Origin of the sequence: Aeromonas aquatica (genome assembly GCF_000764655.1) — a bacterium.
Taxonomy (GTDB): Bacteria; Pseudomonadota; Gammaproteobacteria; order Enterobacterales; family Aeromonadaceae; genus Aeromonas; species Aeromonas aquatica.
Genome location: NZ_JRGL01000005.1, coordinates 28,803 through 46,948, shown reverse-complemented (window position 1 = coordinate 46,948; position 18,146 = coordinate 28,803). Strand labels below are relative to the sequence as shown.

The 18,146-nt window shown below is 64.4% G+C and carries 15 protein-coding genes; 11 read left to right on the top strand and 4 right to left on the bottom strand.

The window, feature by feature from the left end; genetic code table 11:
* Window positions 1-6 precede the first annotated feature (6 nt).
* Window positions 7-1,062 carry an HlyD family secretion protein gene (locus tag LG30_RS0100230; protein WP_033128700.1) on the bottom strand — a complete coding sequence of 352 codons (1,056 nt, stop codon included), beginning with the start codon at window positions 1,060-1,062 and terminating at the stop codon, window positions 7-9.
* Between the two features lies 1 nt (window position 1,063).
* A complete protein-coding gene (gene slyA, locus LG30_RS0100225; RefSeq protein WP_033128699.1) occupies window positions 1,064-1,537 on the bottom strand; it encodes a transcriptional regulator SlyA in 474 nt (157 codons plus the stop codon).
* A gap of 271 nt (window positions 1,538-1,808) precedes the next feature.
* On the opposite strand from slyA, the gene LG30_RS0100220 reads away from it, so the two are divergent.
* The 4 genes from LG30_RS0100220 to LG30_RS0100205 are packed head-to-tail and all read left to right on the top strand — an operon-like array spanning window position 1,809 to window position 6,961.
* The gene (locus LG30_RS0100220) at window positions 1,809-3,119 is read left to right on the top strand and encodes a 2-hydroxycarboxylate transporter family protein (protein WP_033128698.1); all 1,311 of its coding nucleotides are present in this window, start codon (window positions 1,809-1,811) and stop codon (window positions 3,117-3,119) included.
* A gap of 12 nt (window positions 3,120-3,131) precedes the next feature.
* On the top strand, window positions 3,132-4,682 hold the full coding sequence (maeA, locus tag LG30_RS0100215; protein ID WP_033128697.1) for an oxaloacetate-decarboxylating malate dehydrogenase: 1,551 nt from the start codon (window positions 3,132-3,134) through the stop codon (window positions 4,680-4,682).
* A 17-nt stretch (window positions 4,683-4,699) separates the two neighbouring features.
* The gene (locus tag LG30_RS0100210) at window positions 4,700-6,265 is read left to right on the top strand and encodes an ATP-binding protein (RefSeq protein WP_033128696.1); all 1,566 of its coding nucleotides are present in this window, start codon (window positions 4,700-4,702) and stop codon (window positions 6,263-6,265) included.
* Between the two features lie 3 nt (window positions 6,266-6,268).
* Window positions 6,269-6,961 carry a response regulator gene (locus tag LG30_RS0100205; protein WP_033128695.1) on the top strand — a complete coding sequence of 231 codons (693 nt, stop codon included), beginning with the start codon at window positions 6,269-6,271 and terminating at the stop codon, window positions 6,959-6,961.
* Between the two features lie 347 nt (window positions 6,962-7,308).
* Here the strand turns inward: LG30_RS0100205 and LG30_RS0100200 are convergent, their stop codons facing one another.
* Window positions 7,309-8,208: a DMT family transporter gene (locus tag LG30_RS0100200; protein ID WP_033128694.1), complete on the bottom strand. Its 900-nt coding sequence runs from the start codon at window positions 8,206-8,208 to the stop codon at window positions 7,309-7,311.
* A 95-nt stretch (window positions 8,209-8,303) separates the two neighbouring features.
* On the opposite strand from LG30_RS0100200, the gene LG30_RS0100195 reads away from it, so the two are divergent.
* Window positions 8,304-9,098 (top strand): AraC family transcriptional regulator, encoded by a 795-nt coding sequence (locus LG30_RS0100195; protein ID WP_033128693.1) that lies wholly within the window; start codon window positions 8,304-8,306, stop codon window positions 9,096-9,098.
* A gap of 90 nt (window positions 9,099-9,188) precedes the next feature.
* Here LG30_RS0100195 and exaC read toward each other — a convergent pair whose 3' ends face one another.
* Window positions 9,189-10,706: an acetaldehyde dehydrogenase ExaC gene (exaC, locus tag LG30_RS0100190; RefSeq protein WP_033128692.1), complete on the bottom strand. Its 1,518-nt coding sequence runs from the start codon at window positions 10,704-10,706 to the stop codon at window positions 9,189-9,191.
* A gap of 234 nt (window positions 10,707-10,940) precedes the next feature.
* On the opposite strand from exaC, the gene LG30_RS0100185 reads away from it, so the two are divergent.
* The 6 genes from LG30_RS0100185 to LG30_RS0100160 all read left to right on the top strand — a co-directional run bounded on the left by LG30_RS0100185 (window position 10,941) and on the right by LG30_RS0100160 (window position 18,106).
* On the top strand, window positions 10,941-12,590 hold the full coding sequence (locus LG30_RS0100185) for a sigma-54-dependent Fis family transcriptional regulator (RefSeq protein ID WP_033128691.1): 1,650 nt from the start codon (window positions 10,941-10,943) through the stop codon (window positions 12,588-12,590).
* A 327-nt stretch (window positions 12,591-12,917) separates the two neighbouring features.
* Window positions 12,918-14,198, top strand: coding sequence for a GGDEF domain-containing protein (locus tag LG30_RS0100180; protein WP_033128690.1), 1,281 nt, complete (start codon window positions 12,918-12,920; stop codon window positions 14,196-14,198).
* An 86-nt stretch (window positions 14,199-14,284) separates the two neighbouring features.
* Complete coding sequence (locus tag LG30_RS0100175) at window positions 14,285-14,695, top strand: VOC family protein (RefSeq protein ID WP_033128689.1); 411 nt, start codon at window positions 14,285-14,287, stop codon at window positions 14,693-14,695.
* 102 nt (window positions 14,696-14,797) lie between these two features.
* Window positions 14,798-15,487 carry a phosphate regulon transcriptional regulator PhoB gene (gene phoB, locus LG30_RS0100170; protein WP_033128688.1) on the top strand — a complete coding sequence of 230 codons (690 nt, stop codon included), beginning with the start codon at window positions 14,798-14,800 and terminating at the stop codon, window positions 15,485-15,487.
* Window positions 15,488-15,495: 8 nt separating this feature from the next.
* Window positions 15,496-16,791 (top strand): phosphate regulon sensor histidine kinase PhoR, encoded by a 1,296-nt coding sequence (gene phoR, locus LG30_RS0100165; protein ID WP_033128687.1) that lies wholly within the window; start codon window positions 15,496-15,498, stop codon window positions 16,789-16,791.
* A gap of 340 nt (window positions 16,792-17,131) precedes the next feature.
* Window positions 17,132-18,106, top strand: coding sequence for a PstS family phosphate ABC transporter substrate-binding protein (locus LG30_RS0100160; protein ID WP_033128686.1), 975 nt, complete (start codon window positions 17,132-17,134; stop codon window positions 18,104-18,106).
* The last annotated feature ends 40 nt before the right edge of the window (window positions 18,107-18,146 follow it).

Genomic DNA, 18,146 nt, shown 5'->3' with positions numbered 1-18,146 from the left:
GTCATCTCAGTAGATGTAGTGCAGCAGGCTGAGCAGGCGGATTTGGCCGCGTGCCAGCAAGGCGGTGAGGGCGTTGTCCGGCAGCAGCTGGACGGTGGCGCGAGCCCCGGCCGGCAGATGCTCGGGCAGCTGCTCGAGGGCCAGATGCAGGCGCAGGCGCTGGGCATCGCGCACCCAGCGATCCGATTCGATGGGGTTGGCCAAGAGGCCGTTGGCATCGAACTGGCCGGCGCTGACCCCGGCATCCAGGCTGGCGACCCGGGCGGCATAGAGGCGGCCGGGCTCGCCGTCGAAGGCGATCAGGGCCTGGCTGCCGGGGCTGACATGGCGCAGGCTCTTCTCGCGAAAATCGGCGATCACGTCTACCTGCTCCGAGACCAGGGCCAGCAGGGGCGCCCCCGCGCTGGCCACGCTGCCCGGCTTGAGCTGCAGGTTGGTGATGATGCCATCCTGGCTCGCATGGACCTGGCTGTAGGTGAGGTTGAGCTCGGCCTGGGCAAGGCGGTTGCGCGCCTGGCGCAGCAGCAGGTTGTCGTCACCGGCCAGGCCACGATTGACCCTGGCCTGCTCCATGCGGGCCTGGCTGGCCAGCAGGTTGGCCCGGGCGGTGCGGGCGGCGCTGTCCGCGTCATCTTTCTGCTGCTCGGACACCATGTGGCGGCGATAGAGCGCATCAATGCGCGCCGCCTCCCGCTGTTTCTGGGCACCCAAGGTTTGCAGCGCGCTATATTCGGCGAGGGAGGCGCTCAGGGTCGCGTCCAGCTGGCGATTCTGTTGCCCGGCCTGAGCCAGGGCGAGGCGAGCCTGTTCGACTGCGAGCTCAAAGGGGACGGGATCCAGCGTGAACAGCAGATCCCCCTGCCTGACGTGCTGGTTGTTCGCCACCGCGACCTCGACCACCTTGCCGCTGACCTGGGGGGCCATCTTGGTGACGACCCGGGTCGCCATGGCCTGCGGGGTGAGCGGCATCTTGAGATCGGCCAGCAGGAAGTAGCCGAACACCAGGATGAAGCATGCCATGGCCCACTTGATCCAGCGCTTGAATTGTTGATCCGGGGTCATCTTATTCTCTCTCTTTATGCTGGGCGCCGATCTTGCCAAGGGCGTTGGCGCTGATGCGGTGCACGATTTCTTCAAATTGCGTCAGCTCCTGCTGACTGATGCCGGCGAGCAGCTCCCGACGCACCCCTATGATGCGATCCTCGATCTGATCGAGCAGCGCCTTGCCGGCCTCGGTCAGGGTGACGATGCGGGCGCGCTTGTCCTGGCTGCAGCAGTGGCGCTCGATCAGGGCCTGCTCTTCCAGCTGGCCCAGGGTGCGCATCAGGGAGGGCAGCTCTATCTCCAGCGCCTCGGCCAGGGTCTTCTGGCTGAGGTGACCGCCGAGCTGGCTGAGTTTCCACAGCGCCGTCCAGCGCGGATGGGTGAGCCCAAGTGGGGCCAGCTCGATATCGGCCACGGTACGCCACAGCCGGTGCAGTCGCCCCAGTTGTTCGGCGAGGGAGAGCTCGCGCAACATCTCCAGATCCTTTTTCATGGCAGACACCTCATATACTTAGCCTGCTAAGCATTATATTTATTTCGCAGGCTAAGTAAAGCGTGATTCAGCTCACATTAAGGTTGCGGCGACGAGAGGCGCAAGAAAGAGGCGGTGACGGGGGCAGGGGCATTCGGCGGGGCCGGGCCGGTGTCCGGTGCTGAATGGTGCTTAAGGTTTCAATGTTTTTATATGGCTTTGCAAGCCTGCTAACCGACAGCGCCGGGGGGGATCACTAGAGTAGCGCCACACCACACGCTGGAGCATAACAATGAAAAACCTCTCTACCCCCCAAGCACAAGCCAAGGTCGCCTGGAGCGACCAACAGATCGCCGGCATGCCCATGATGATCTTCCTCGGGCTGGCCACCTGCGTCCTCTTCTCCGGCTGGAACGGCTCCCTGCCGCTCGGCATGGTCGGCGCCCTGGCGCTGATGTTCGTGCTCGGCACCCTGCTGACCGAGCTCGGCGAGCGCATCACTCCCATCCGCGAATACCTGGGGGGCGGCACCATACTCGCCATCTTCGGTGGCGCCGCGCTGTTTGAGTACCGGGTCCTGCCGGTCGAGGCGGGCCAGGTGATCATCGGCTTCATGAAGGAGGGGGGCTTCCTCAACTTCTTCATCGCCAGCCTGGTGACCGGATCTGTATTTGGCATGAGCGGCGCCCTGCTGAAAAACGCCGCCATGCGTTACCTGCCGGTGATCCTGGGGGGCGTGGCCCTGGCGCTGCTCAGCGTCGGCCTGGTCGGCTCATTGCTGGGTTACGGCTTCAAGAATGCGGTGCTGCTCATCGGCCTGCCCATCATGGGTGGCGGCATGGGGGCCGGCGCCGTGCCGCTGGTGGAGATCCTCTCGGGCCCCTTGCAGATGTCCAGCGCCGATCTGCTGTCACGCATGGTGCCGGCGGTGGTGATCGCCAACACCCTGGCCATCCTGGTGGGCACCCTGCTGGCCCGCCTCGGCCGTCGTTATCCCTCACTGACCGGCAACGGCAAGCTGATGATCAAGGAGAGCGGCGAGAGCGTGGCCGACGAGAAGGTCCAGGCCCCGACCCTGGAGAGCCTGGGGCTCGGGCTCTTCATCAGTTCCAGCATGTTTGTGCTGGGCTCCCTGCTCGGCAACTTCATCCCCATGCACCCCTTCGCCCTGATGATCCTGGCGGTGGCCATCATCAAGGTGAGCGGCGTGCTGCCCCGTCGCTACGAGCAGGCGGCCGCCGACTGGTACCAGTTCGTGGTGAGCAACCTCACCCCTTCCCTGCTGGTGGGCATAGGCGTCGCCTACACCAGCATCCCCGAGCTTATCGGTGCCTTCTCGGTCAACTACTTCATCATGGTGCTGGTCACCGTCGTCGGTGGGGCCCTGGGGGCGGCCATCGTGGGGCGGATGATCGGCTTCTATCCCATAGAGGCGGCCATCACCGGCGGCCTGTGCATGGCCAACATGGGAGGCACCGGCGACGTGGCCGTGCTGTCGGCGGCCCAGCGCATGAAGCTGATGCCGTTCGCCCAGATCTCTTCCCGTCTCGGGGGGGCCGTGATGTTGATCCTGGCCACCCTGCTCATCTCGCTGCTGGCATAAAAGGAATCGACAATGAACGACATCATGATGGGCACCAGCCTGCCCTATGCCGAACGCAAGCGACAGGGCCTGATGGGGCGCATGCCCCACAAGGAGGAGTCACTCTCCCAGCAGCGCCGCCGCATCTACCGCCTGGTCTCGGCCATGCAGAGCCCCTTCGATCAGCACCTGCTGCTGCGCCAGCTGCAGGAGGACAACCCGGTGCTGTTCTACGATCTGGTGCGCCACCACCTGCCCGAGCTGCTGCCCATCATCTACACCCCCGTGGTGGGTGAGGCCTGCCAGCGGCACAGCGATCTCTACCTGCGCAGCCACGGTCTCTACCTCTCCTGGCACGACAGGGACGATCTCGACGACATCTTCGCCGCGGTGGAGCAGGAGGTGGACGTCATCGTCATCTCCGACGGTGAACGGGTGCTGGGGCTCGGCGATCTCGGCATCGGCGGCATGGGGATCTGCATCGGCAAGCTGGCGCTCTACTCCGCCGCCGGTGGCATCAACCCGGCGCGCACCCTGCCCCTGTGCGTGGACGTGGGCACCAACAACCCGGAACTCTTGGAGGATGATTCCTACCTCGGCTGGCAGGCGCCTCGAGTGGACGGTGAGCCCTACTACCGCTTCATGGACAAGGTGGTGGCCGCCATTCACAAACGCTGGCCCCAGGTGGTGCTGCAGTTCGAAGACTTCGCCGGCAAGCACGCCGCGAACCTCTTGGCCCGCTACCGGGACCAGCTCTGTATGTTCAACGACGACATCCAGGGTACGGCGGCCGTCGCCTCGGCCTGCGTGCTGGCAGGTTTGCAGCAGGCGGGCAGCACGCTTGCCGAGACACCGGTGCTGATCGTCGGCGCGGGTTCGGCGGGCTGCGGCATCGCCGCCATGTTGGCTCAGCTGGCGGGTAGCCCTGAGGGGGTTCAGCTGTTTGATCAGGACGGGCTGGTCTGCCGGGATCGCCTCAATCTGACCCCCTCCCAGCAGCCCTTCGCCAGGGCGCCGGAGGAGGCGTGCCTATCCCTGCCAGAGCTTATTCAGCGACTGCGGCCAGGGGTGCTGGTCGGGGTAAGCGGCCAGGGTGGCCTCTTCACCGACACGGTACTCAACGCTATGGGGGAGGTGTGCGAGCGACCGGTGATCCTGCCGCTCTCCAACCCGACCCGCAGCGCCGAGGCGACCCCGGCCGAAGTGTGGCAGGCTACGGGCGGGCGTGCCCTGCTCGCCACCGGCAGCCCTTTTGCCCCGGTGGTTGTCGCGGGGGAGGCGCGGGTGGTCTCCCAGTGCAACAACGTCTACGTCTTCCCCGGTATCGGCCTCGGCGCCTGCGCGGTCAAGGCGCGCCGCATCAGCGATGGCATGTTGCAGGCGGCGGTGCGGGCGGTGGGAGCCTATCCGCTGGCAACCGGTCGGTTACTGCCTCCCATCGAGCAGGTGGGGGAGGTGGCCCGCGCCGTGGCGAGGGCGGTGGCGCTCTGCGCTCGCGAGGAAGGCTTGGCCGAATTTATGGGGGATCCCGCCCCGCTGATTGACCAGACCTGGTGGCGCCCTCACTATTGGTCCGTCCCCTGAGTCTGCAAGGTTAATCGATGAAACTGCGCCATCAACTGGTCACCCTCTCTCTTGGCATGTCGCTGCTGTTGGTCCTGATCCTGGGCGGGCTGCTCGCCCTCTTCATTCGTCACCTGCTGGAGAACAGCCTGGAGGAGAAGGGCAGCGATCTGGCGCGGGTGCTGGCGGCAGATACCCGGGTGGTGCAGGCTCTGCAGCTGGGCAAGGATCCAGGCTTGCGGGACTATGTGCAGGGGATCTGCAAGCGCACCGACGCCGCCTACATGGTGGTGACCGACGAGCATGCCAGGCGCCTCAGTCACCCCTCACCGGAGCTGGTGGGCCAGACCTTCCGCGGGGAGGATATCTGGCCGGCCATTCAGGAGCGGCGTAGCTACTGCTCCAAGGATGTGGGCACCCTCGGGCCGTCCATTCGCTGCTTCTCCCCGGTGGTCGGGGCGGATGGGCGCACCATCGGCGCCGTGGTGGTCGGTTACCTGATGCAGACGGTGGAGGGCATCTATCTGGAGCGCATCGCCCTGCTCATCAGCGCCATCGGCGCCGTGCTGGGCTGCGGCCTGCTGCTGGCGTTCTGGCTGCAACACCGGCTGAAGCGCACCCTGCTGGATCTGGAGCCGGAGACCATAGTCAACCGCTTCGCCCAGCAGGATCTGGTGCTGGAGGGCATCTCGGAGGGGATAGTGGCCCTCGATGGCCAACACAGGATCAAGATGCTCAACAGCGCGGCCTTCTATCAGCTGCGCCTTCCGGGCACCGGCCGCCATGCCCTGCTGGGGCAATCCCTGGCCGAGCTGGCCCCCAGCCTGCTGCCGGCCCTGAGTCAGGAGGGCGGGGTGCACTTCACCGTACAGGGGGAGGACTTCGTCGGCCACTGGCAGGAGCTCAGCGGCCGCGAACCCGGACGCATGCTGATCTTCAGCCGACCGGATGGCACCGGCAGCCTCGGCATGCAGGTGACTCACCTGCGCCAGTACGCCGAGATGCTGCGCATCCAGACCCACGAGTTTGCCAACAAGCTGGGCAGTCTCTCCGGCCTGTTGCAGCTCGGTCACGTGGACGAGGCGGTTGAGCTTATCCAGCAGGAGAACGAGGCCTGCCAGAACATGCTGCAAGACCTGCTGCGAGCCATCGAGAACAAGCCGGTGGCCGGGCTCATCCTCGGCAAGTTCAGTCGGGCGCGGGAGCTCGGGGTCGAGCTGGTGCTGGATCCGGGCTCGACACTCGGGGAGTACCCGGCCGAGGTGTCGGCGGATCTCATCACCTGTATCGGCAACTTGCTGGACAACGGCCTGCGCGCCGCCTGGGCGAACCGCGAGCACTGCCCTCCCAGGGTGCTGCTCTCCCTCGACGACTTCGGCCGGCGGCTGGTGATCGAGGTGGAGGACAGCGGGGTGGGGGTGGACGAGGCGCTGGCGGATCATCTGTTCGACTACGGTATCAGTCGCCAGACCGGCGATCATGGCGTAGGTCTCTTTCTGGTCAAGAAGACCGTGGCCCGTCGTGGCGGTGTGATAGAATGGCGACGCACCGCCGAACAGACAACATTGTTCGGTATCTATTTGAATAAAAACCAATTGGTGTGAGCCATGAAGCCAATCTTCACGCTTATTATCGAGGACGACGATCGGATCGGTGCCATCCTGGCCGAGCTGGTTTCCTCTACCCCGGGTTACTCCCTGTTGGGACGGGCCGAGAGCCTGGCCCAGGCCGATCTCATGATGCGCGCCACCGAACCCCAACTGCTGGTGGTGGATATCTCTCTGCCCGACGGCTCCGGGCTGGAGTGGGTGAACCGGCTGCGCAACCACAATCGGGAGGTGTTCGTGGTCATGGTCACCGCCTCCTGTGACGTGGAGACCATACAGCAGGCCCTGAACCTGGGGGTGCAGGACTACATCATCAAGCCGCTGCGGTTGTTTCGCATCCAGCAGAGCCTGGACGAGATACTGACCCTGCATCGCCGCCTGTGCGAGCGCGGCCTGCTGGAGCAGAACGATCTCGATCGGCTGATGGGCAAGGGGCGGATCCAGCCGAGGGAGGTGCGCGACACCCCCAAGGGCATCGACGCCATCACCTTGCGCCAGGTGCTGGAGCTGCTGGCGGGGGAGCCGGATACCGCGTTTTCCACCGATACGGTGGCGCTGCGCCTCTCCCTGAGCCGCACCACGGCGCGCCGCTATCTGGAGTTTCTGGAGTCCGAAGACAAGCTGGACGTGGATCTCAACTACGGTCAGCGCGGTCGCCCAGAGCGCCGTTATCACTGGCGCCGTGTGGGTTAGGATCGCAGAGAAAACGCTGGCGCCAGGGGACAAACTGGCCGTGGATCTCAGCTATTTACAGCCAGCGCGGTCGGCCGGAGCGGCGCTATCACTGGCGTCGTGTGGGTTAGGATCGCAGAGAAAACGCTGGCGCCAGGGGACAAGCTGGCCGTGGATCTCAGCTATTTACAGCCAGCGCGGCCGGCCGGAGCGGCGCTATGACTGGCGTCGTACCGGCTGAGACGCGCAAGCGAGTCGCGGCAACATAAGTAAAAACAACGAGGGAGCCTGGGCTCCCTCGTTGTTTTAGCGTGTTTTTTGCAGCATAGCCTGTCGATATTTACAGGAATTCCTGCCTTTCTCGCTGCCTAGGCCTCTTCCAGCAGTGGAGTACGTCGCCGTGCCTTGAGCTGGGAGCACATGACACCTCCCAGGATCAGGCCGCCGCCGAGCAGGTGATAGCCGTGGATGGGCTCCCCCAGGCTGCTGACCGCGATCATGGCGGTGAACAGCGGGATCAGGTTCATGAACACCGAGGTGCGCTCAGGGCCGAGGCTCGCCAGGCCGCGCATCCAGCAGTAGGCCGCCAGCAGGGAGGAGGCCAGCCCGGCGAACAGCACCATGCTCCAGCCTTCCCGCGGCACCGCCAGGGAGTCGGCGCTGAGGGCGACCGGGATGAGCAGCAGCACCGCCAGCAGGATCTGCACATAGAGGTTGAGCCAGGGGCCGAACGGCAGCTGCCAGCGGCGGATCAGCAGGCCATAGAGCGCATAGCTCGCCGCTCCCAGCAGCATCATGCCATCCCCCGGGTTGATGCCGTTGTGCAGCAGCGCCAGGGGCTGACCCTGACTCAGCAGCCAGAACACCCCGAACAGGGAGACGCTCATGCCCCCCAGCGCCTGCTTGCCGGGCCGCTGGCCGAAGAAGCAGGCGCCGATCAACAGGGTGAGCAGCGGCAGCAATGAGCCGATCACCCCCATGTTGGTGGCCGAGGTGCTGTGGGCGGCGTAGTAGGCCAGACACTGGTAGAGCACCATGCCGAGCAGGGAGAGCACCAGCAGCTTGCCGAGCCAGAGGCGGACCTCGGCGCGGCGGCGCCACAGCTGCGGCAGGCAGAAGGGGGAGAGCGCCAGGGCGGCGAGCACCCAGCGGTAGAACGAGATGGCGGCGGGATCGACGACACCGGCCGCGGCCTTGGAGACCACGGTGTTGGTGGCCCAGATCAGCACCGCCATCAGGGGGAACAGGAGGGGGGAGAAGATACGCATTAAAGACTCCTTAGCATCAGGCCATCAGTCTACTCTTGTCTTTTTGTTGGCAAGTAACGTAAAACTGACAATCTATCCCGCAGAAAGGACAACCCATGCAGCCGCGTCCCCATCAGCGCCAGGATGCCGAACTGGCCGAGCCCAATCCGCTCTACCTGCGCTATCAGCAGATCCAGGCCGACAGCGCCTGCGCCTCCCACAGCCACCCCTGGGGCCAGCTCAGCATGATAAGCCTCGGGGTGATGGAGATAGTGTTGGACGAGCAGCGGCTGCTGGCGCCGGCGGACTACCTCATCTGGGTGCCGGCCGGGCTGGAGCACGCCTCCTACAACCAGCAGGCGCTGGACTACACCTCCATCTACGTCAACGACAGCCTGGCCGCCCGGCTACCCACCGAGCCCAGGCTGCTGGAGATGACGCCGCTGATCCGGGCCATGCTGGCGGATTTTTGCGAGCGACGGCTCGGCCACATGGAGGACGAGTGGGACAGGCGCCAGGCCGAGCTGCTGGTAGAAAAACTGAGCCGGACCCGCTGCCAGGAGAGCTACCTGCCGATGAGCCAGGACAAGCTGTTGGCCCCCATGCTGGCGGCCCTGCGCAGTGATCCCGCCGATCCCCGCACCCTGGCCCAGTGGGCCGAGCAACTGCACAGCACCGAGCGCACCCTGGCCCGGCGCTGCGTGCGCGAGCTCGGCATGAACTTCGGCCAGTGGCGGGCCCGGCTGCGGCTGCTCAAGGCGCTGGCCTGGCTCAAGGGGGAGCTGCCCATTCAGGAGATAGGCTGGCGGCTCGGCTACGGCTCCACCTCTGCCTTCATCGCCATGTTCAACCGGGAGCTGGGCTGCTCCCCCCAGCGTTATCGTCAGCAGCTGGCCCAGCCAGGGGGCTGAGCCCGGGCTGGCGGCCTGCCGGGATGAGATCGACGGACAAAGAGAGGCGCCATAAGGCGCCCTTGTCGGTTGGGATGAGCGACTGCCTGGCTAGAAGAAGCCGAGGGGGTTGATGTCGTGGCTCACCAGCAGGTTCTTGGTGTTCTGGTAGTGATCCAGCATCATCTTGTGGGTCTCGCGGCCAATTCCCGACTTCTTGTAACCGCCGAAGGCCGCGTGGGCCGGGTAGGCGTGGTAGCAGTTGACCCAGACCCGACCGGCCTGGATGCCGCGCCCCATGCGCCAGGCCAGGTTGCTGTCCCGGGTCCACAGACCGGCTCCCAGCCCGTACTGGGTGTCGTTGGCGATGGCCAGGGCCTCCGCCTCGTTCTTGAAGGTGGTGACCCCGAGCGCCGGGCCGAAGATCTCCTCCTGGAACACCCTCATCTTGTTCTGACCGTGGAAGATGGTGGGCTGGATGTAGAAGCCCCCCTCCAGTCCGCTCACCCTGGCGGCGTTGCCGCCGATCAGCATCCTGGCCCCCTCGCCACGGCCTATCTCCATGTAGCTCAGGATCTTGTCGTACTGCTCGCGGGAGACCTGGGCCCCGACCTGGGTCGCGGTGTCGAGGGGGTTGCCCTGCACGATCGTGCGGGCACGGGCCAGCACCCGCTCCATGAAGTCGTCGTAGATACTCTCCTGCACCAAAGCGCGGGAGGGGCAGGTGCACACCTCGCCCTGGTTGAAGAAGGTCATCAGCATGCCCTCCACCGCCTTGTCGATGTAGCTGCTCTCGTGGTGCATCACGTCGGCGAAGTAGATGTTGGGGGACTTGCCACCGAGCTCGACGGTGGAGGGGATCATCTTGTCGGCGGCGCAGCGCAGTATGTGGGCCCCTATCTCGGTGGAGCCGGTGAAGGCGAGCTTCTGGATCCGATCGCTGGTGGCGAGCGCCTGACCGGCCTCGTTGCCAAAACCGTTGACCACGTTGACCACGCCGGGGGGCAGTATGTCCTTGATGAGATCCATCAGCAGCATGATGGTGACAGGGGTCTGCTCGGCGGGCTTGAGCACGCTGCAGCAACCGGCTGCCAGTACAGGCGCCAGCTTCCAGGCCGCCATCAGCAGCGGGAAGTTCCAGGGGATGATCTGGCCGACCACCCCGATGGGCTCCTTGAAGTGGTAGCTGACGGTATTCTGATCCAGCTCGGCGGCCGAGCCCTCCTGGGCACGGATGCAGCCGGCGAAGTAGCGGAAGTGATCCACCACCAGCGGCAAGTCGGCGGCCAGAGTCTCGCGCACCGCCTTGCCATTCTCCCAGGTCTCGGCGACTGCGAGCCGCTCTATGTTCTGCTCGATGCGATCGGCGATGCGCAGCAGCAGGTTGCTGCGCTCGGTGACGCTGGTCTTGCTCCAGCTGGCGAACGCCTTGTGGGCGGCATCCAGCGCCAGTTCGATGTCGGCGGCATCGGAGCGGGCTACCTCGCAGAACACCCGGCCATCCACCGGTGAGATGTTTTCGAAATAGCGCCCGGCGCGGGGAGCCACCCAGTCGCCGCCGATGAAGTTGTCGTAACGGGACTTGAAGCTGACCAGGGCGCCTGCCTGGCCGGGAGCGGTGTAGATCATCTCATCATCCTTATGTGTGTGGTCCTGGCCGGCCCCATCGAGAGGGTCGGTTGCGATCCGTTATCGCAAGGGGCGTGCCAGAGGGTCTGATCAGCGTGCAAAAGTTACAAAAACGTTATCAAAAAGGGCGTGGCGGCGTATCTTGATTAACCAATGACCCCGGTCGTGGCGATGAGACTGTGCCGTTTCTGGACAGTGGCCGCGACACTGTGCCCTTTGTGAACAGGAGGCCCGATGAGCGAACTTCCCCAATCCAGCCCCATCCAGCGCTCATGGCAGCGCTGCCTGCATCAGGGGCTCAGCCGCCAGCAGAGCGCCGAGCTGGATTTGCTGCCCCAGGGGGAGCTCAGGGCGAGGCAAGAGGAGCACAGGGATCTCCTCGCCTGTTTCCAGCGCTTCGTGCTGCCGCTGTTCGCCCAGCTGCTGGCCGGGCGGCCCTGCCGGCTGCTGCTGTGCGACGCCGAGGGGGCCATCCTGGCGGCCAGCGGCGACGACGGCTTCGCCCGTCACGCCGAGCGCATCTTCCTGCGCAGCGGCGCCCGCTGGGGGGAGGGGAGCAAGGGCACCAACGCCATCGGCACCGCGCTCGCCGAGCAGAGCGAGGTGCAGGTGCTGGGGGCCCAGCACTTCTTCGCCCAGCACAGCTTCCTCAGTTGCAGCGCCTGCCCGCTGCTCGGCCCCGATGGCCGTCTGCTCGGGGTGCTCGACATCTCCACCGATGCGGCCCATCACGGCGGTGACATGCTGGGCACGGTGCGGCTGCTGGCCATGACCCTCGAGAACGCCTTGCTGGCCCGCCAGCCGGGCTGGCTGGTGGATCTGGAGCCCCAAAGCCTCTGGTCTGCCCGGCTGCTGCTGGGGGAGGCGGGGGAACTGCTCGGCGCCAACCGGGCCGGACGACTCTGGCTCGACCAATACCCCTTCGATGGTCGGCAATTGCTGCGCGAGCGCCGTGGTCTGAAACTGGAGGTCAGTGCGACGCCAACACCCGTCTCAGTGCCGCAAGATCAGGGGGCTGTGCCCCTCAAGATGCTGGAGCGGGGTATCTCATTGCTCATCGAGGGGGAGACCGGCAGCGGCAAGGAGCACCTGGTGCGGGCGCTGCATCGCCAGTCGAGTCGACAAGGGCAACCCCTGATGTGCATCAACTGCGGCGCCCTGCCGGCGGAGTTGGTGGAGGCCGAGCTGTTCGGCTACGTGGGCGGGGCCTTCAGCGGCGCCCGCAGCCAGGGCAGTCAGGGCTACCTGCGGGCGGCCCACGGCGGCATCCTGATGCTGGACGAGATCGGCGAGCTGCCGCTGTCGGCCCAGACCCGGTTGTTGCGGGTGTTGCAGGAGCGCGCCGTCACCCCGGTCGGCAGCCACAGGCCCGAGCCGGTGGACTTCTGGCTGGTCAGCGCCAGCCACCGGGATCTGGCCGCCATGGTGCAGGCCGGCACCTTCCGCGAGGATCTCTACTACCGCATCTGCGGCTGGCGCCAGTCGCTTGCGCCGCTGCGGTCGCGACCGCTGGCCGAGCGCAGGGCCCTGATCCTGCACCTGCTGCGGGAGATGGATCCCGCGTTGCGGCTCGATGAGGCCGCCGAGCGCCAGCTGCTGGCCCACTCCCTGCCCGGCAACGTACGCCAGCTCAAGCAGGTGCTGGAGGTGGCCTGCGTGCTGGCGGAAGGGCTGGGCAACATCCTGCCCTCGCAACTGCATCTGCCCGAGGAGCAGACGCTGTCGCGAGCCCAGTGTGTGGGGGAGGCCGCCACCCTGAGGGAGCAAAACCGGCTGCGGGTGCAGCAGACCCTGGCGGCGTGCGACGGCAACGTGAGCGAGGCGGCGCGCCGACTCGGCATCAGCCGTACCACCCTCTACCGGACGTTGCGAACGGGCGGCTGAGGGCGCTATCGCTTCCTGCCCGCCTTGTGTACTATGGGGCGCAAGACGATTTCTCTTTATTTTTCCGTAGCATGGAGTGCTCTGTGGTAAAGATATCAAGACGTTGGCCCGCGCCCTCCCACCCCGAGCATGGATCTGATTCCGAACGGAACTCAAGCAGGGTTATCCCTGCGTCTGGGAGCGGCGGCCCCGCATGCCCCTAGGCATGTCAGCGGTCCGTTAGCCCCATGGTGCCCGCGGCGGCGCGTGTAATAACCTTCGGATCCGGATCAGGTTGGAGCCGGATCGGAAGGTGTAGAGTAAGAGTCCTGTTTAGGCGTGATACATATGCTTCCTTCCTATTCTCGCGTGACCAACCTGCTGTTCTGGGTGTTGCTGGTATTGAGCCTGCTGGCGATCCTGCTGTTTGAATTCGGGCCGGATCGACGGCTGGAGATGGTGGCGAATACCGAACTGTCCGTCACCGTGCATGATGATCGCCCGCTGGGGGGCCATTCGGTCACCTCCCTGCTCCCATCACGGGAGCAACCCGCCATCGACTGCCAGTTGCGCGCCGGCTACGAATTTCCCTTCTGTGAGCTGGCTCTGACCCTGGCCAAGCCCGAGCAGGGAATCGATCTCTCCCATTTCGACGGGGTGCGTATCAAGTTGCGGGTCGAGGGCGAGGGGGAGCAAGTATGGCGACTCTATCTGCGCAACTATCACCCCGCCTACTCCAAGCCCGGGGATGAGACCTCCCACAAGTTCAACGAGGTGATCTTCCGCCCCGACGATTACGGCCGTGTCCAGGACGTGCCGCTCAAGGTGTTTACCCCGGCCACCTGGTGGGTGCAGCAGTACAAGATCCCGCTCTCCCAGCAGGGGCCGGATCTGCACCATGTCTATGCCATCGAGATCGCCTCCGGTGTCGGCATGAAGCCCGGCCACTACCGGCTGGTGCTGGAGCAGATGGAGTTTTATGGCCGCTGGGGACGGGCTGGCTCCTTCTACCGTCCCCTGCTGCTGAGCTGGCTGGCCTACGGGCTCACGCTGTTTCTGGTGCAGCACTTGCTGATGCGGGACCGGCTGCGCAAGGCCAGGGCGGCCAAGCTGGCGGCCGAGGAGCTCAGTCAGAGCCTGAGCGAGCAGAACAGGCGCACCGAGGAGGAGGCCCGCTACGATCCTCTGACCGGGGCCCTCAACCGGTTCGGCGGCGAGAAGCTGCTCAGCGAGCTCGGCGAGATACCGCTCTCCTTCATCTATATCGACATCGATCACTTCAAGCAGGTCAACGACAACCACGGCCACCCCATGGGGGACGAGGTGCTCAAGCACATGGTGAGTGAGGTGTTGCGTCACTGTGACAGCCTGTGCCGGCTGGTGCGCTGGGGGGGAGAGGAGTTTGTGCTGGTCTGCCTGCACTATGAGCAGGACAAGGCCCTGGCGCTGGCCGAACGGCTGCGGGCCGCGCTGGTCGCCTATCCGCACTGGCCAAGGGGCCTGAAGATCACCGCCTCCTTCGGGGTGGCGGAGCGACATGGCGATCCGCTGGAAAGAGCGCTCAAGCGGGCCGACGAGGCGCTCTATCAGGCCAAGAAACGGGGCCGCAACCGGGTCGAGGTGGAATAACTCCTGCTGCCGCGCGGGTCGGGCTGGTGACAGGGCCGGGTTGCCGTTATGCTGCGCCCGTGACTCATCTGACGAGGAACCTCTGCATGCCACAACACCTTGGCGCTCTGACTCTGCTGGTGGCCGACTACGACGCGGCCATCGCCTTCTTCACCCAAGGACTCGGCTTTGAGCTGCTCGAAGACAGTCTCCTCGAGGAGCCGGGCAAACCGGGCAAGCGCTGGGTGCGGGTCGCCCCCCGTGGCGCACCAGGTTCGGCCCTGCTGCTGGCCCGCGCCGCCAATCCCGAGCAAGCGGCCGCCATCGGCAAGCAGGGCGGTGGCCGGGTCTTCCTGTTCCTCGAGACCGACGACTTCTGGGGGGATTACCAGCGGATGCAGGCCCATGGCGTGCATTTTTGTGAACAGCCCCGCCTCGAGTCTTACGGCACCGTGGTGGTGTTCGAGGACCTCAGCGGCAATCGCTGGGACCTGCTGCAACGCACCGCTGCCAACTGAAACTGAAAACGTTTATCATCTCGCCTGTCATAAAGTCATAAAAGTGTCACAGAAAGTTCTAATAATTGGCGCACCCATCTTCACAGAGGAGAGAGAAGGGATATGGCTAAGCGAATTCTGGTGGTCGAGGACGAGGCACCCATCCGCGAAATGCTCTGCTTCGTGCTGGAGCAAAAAGGATATGAAACGGTTGAAGCGGAAGACTATGCCGATGGACTGGCGAAGGTGCGCGAGCCCTACCCCGAGCTCATCGTGCTGGACTGGATGATGCCAGGTGGCAGTGGCATCCAGTTCATCAAGCAGCTCAAGCAGGATGAGCTGACCCGCCAGATCCCGGTGGTGATGCTGACCGCCCGTGGTGAAGAGGAGGACAAGGTCCGTGGTCTGGAGGCGGGTGCCGATGACTACATCACCAAGCCGTTCTCTCCCAAGGAACTGACCGCCCGCCTGCACGCCGTGATGCGCCGGGTTTCCCCCACCTCGGTGGACGAGGTGATCGAGGTGCAGGGGCTCAAGCTGGATCCGGTGTCCCACCGCGTCAGCGCCGAGGACAAGGCGTTGGACATGGGGCCGACCGAGTTCAAGCTGCTGCACTTCTTCATGACTCACCCGGAGCGTGTCTACAGCCGTGAGCAGTTGCTCAACAACGTCTGGGGCACCAATGTCTATGTGGAAGACAGAACCGTGGATGTGCACATCCGTCGCCTGCGCAAGGCCATCGAAGAGACGGGGCACGACAAGTTGATCCAGACGGTGCGTGGAGCCGGATACCGCTTCTCAATCCGCCTCTAGGGGACGATATGTTGCAACCTTACGCCTGGCGGCGACAGTTGTGGCGAATGGCGTTCTTCTACGCCCCCTTCGCCCTGGTCGGCTGGCTGGTCGATCACCTCGCCCTCTGCCTGCTGGTGGCGACGCTGCTGCACCTGGGCTGGCACTACCGCTTCCAGAAGCGGCTGTCAGACTGGCTGTGGCACGATCGCAGCCTGGTGCCCCCCAATGGCAGCGGCAGCTGGGAATACATCTTCAACGGTATCTACAAGCTGCAGCAGCGTCACCGGGCCCGTCGCCGTGAGCTGGCGGGCCTCATCCGCCGCTTTCGGGAGGGGGCCGAGGCGCTACCCGATGCGGCCGTGGTGTTTCGCACCGATGGCAGCATCCTCTGGTGCAACCGGCTGGCGGAGCAACTGCTCGGCTTTCGCTGGCCGGAGGATGCCGGTCAGCACATCGGCAACCTCATTCGGCATCCCGCCTTCGTCGCCTACCTGAACAAGGGACTCTATGACGAGCCCTTCGAGATGAGCTCCCCCATCAATGAGGAGAAGTTTCTCGAGTTCCGGATCATGCCCTATGCCGAGGATCAGGCGATGCTGGTGGTGCGGGACGTGACCCGGCTGCGCAGTCTGGAGAAGACCCGCAAGCACTTCGTCTCCAACGTATCCCACGAGTTGCGCACCCCGCTCACCGTGCTCAAGGGCTATCTGGAGATGACCGAGGAGCCGCCGCCCGCCGCCATGTGGGCCAAGGCGCACAGGGTGATGATGGAGCAGACCATCCGCATGGATAATCTGGTCAATCAGCTGCTCACCCTGTCGCGTATCGAGGCGGCGCCCTCGGTGGATCTCTCCCATCTGGTGGACATGCCCGCCATGCTGGGACTGCTTGAGCAGGAGGCGCGGGCACTGTCGGGAGAGAGCGCGCATCAGTTTGAGTTCAAGGTGCAGTCCAACCTGTTCGTGCGCGGCGATCGGGACCAGCTGCGCAGCGCCGTCTCCAACCTGGTCTACAACGCCATTCATTACACTCCGGCGGGTCGCAAGATCAGCGTGGAGTGGCGCAAGCAGGGGGCCATGGCGCTGTTCCTGGTGCAGGACGAGGGGGAGGGGATCGCCCCCGAACATCTGACGCGGCTCACCGAGCGCTTCTACCGGGTCGACAAGGCGCGCTCTCGCCACACCGGCGGCTCGGGGCTCGGCCTTGCCATCGTCAAGCACGCCCTGAGCCATCACGACGCCCAGCTCGAGATTGAGAGCCGGGTCGGTGTCGGCAGCCGTTTCAGCTTCCTCATCCCCGGCCGCATGGTGGTGGTTAAATAACCATTTGAGTCAATTGGTTAGTCTCAATATCAGGGCCGCTCACGCGGCCCTTTTTGCATTTGTCATAATCCTGCGCCATGTCATTAAAGTGTCACATTAAATCCATAAATTTGTCACTGCCAGGTCAGATACTGGCGCCGTCTTAAGAACGGACCTTCTGGCACTCTGGAGACGAGAGGGTACGGAATGAAACTTAACAATCTGACTGATGCAGTCGGGTTGACCACAGCAAGACAGTGTTAATCGGCGCCATGTATTGGCAATAGCCTTCTGTCACCTTGGAGAGAGGAGACAGAATGAAACTCAAGGTAATCGCCTTTTGTAACTTTGGAGAGATTGGATGAAACTCAACAAACTGGCCGGTGTGATCGGATTCACCGCAGCAACCCTGTTTTCTGTCAGCGCCCTGGCTGCCGGTGTGGATAAAGACCTGCCGGATTACACCCCGACCAGCGGCATCTCGGGCAACCTGTCCTCTGTCGGCTCGGACACCCTGGCCAACATGATGACCCTGTGGGCCGAAGAATTTAAGCGCATGTACCCCAACGTCAACGTGCAGATCCAGGCCGCCGGTTCTTCAACCGCCCCGACCGCGCTGACCGAAGGTGTCGCCCAGTTTGGCCCCATGAGCCGCGCCATGAAGGCCGGTGAAGAAGAGGCATTTGAGAAGCGCTATGGCTACAAGCCGACCGCCATCCGCGTCGCGGTCGATGCTCTGGCGGTGTTCGTCAACAAGGACAACCCCATCAAGGGGCTGACCATGCCGCAGATCGATGCCATCTTCTCCAGCACCCTCAAGTGCGGCGAAGCCAAGGCGGCCACCAAGTGGTCTGATCTGGGTCTGGATGGCAGCTGGTCCGCCAAGGATCTGCAACTGTTCGGGCGCAACTCGGTATCCGGTACCTATGGCTACTTCAAGGAGCACGCCCTGTGTAACGGCGACTTCAAGAGCGGCGTGAACGAGCAGCCGGGTTCGGCTTCCGTGGTGCAGTCCGTCTCCTCCTCCCTGAACGGCATCGGCTACTCGGGTATCGGTTATGTCACCTCGGGTGTGCGCGCCGTGCCGCTCTCCAAGGATGGCAAGACCTTCATCGAGGCCACCTCGGACAACGCCATCACCGGCAAGTACCCGCTGTCGCGCTTCCTGTACGTTTACGTGAACAAGCACCCGAACAAGCCGCTCTCCCCGATGGAGCAAGAGTTTGTGAAGATGATCCTGTCCAAGGCCGGTCAGAACATCGTGGCCAAGGACGGTTATGTACCTGTCCCGGCCAAGGTGGTCCAGGCCGACCTGAAGAAGCTGGGCGTGATGTAATACTCCCGTCTTCTCATGACAGACAAACGAGCCCCATGTG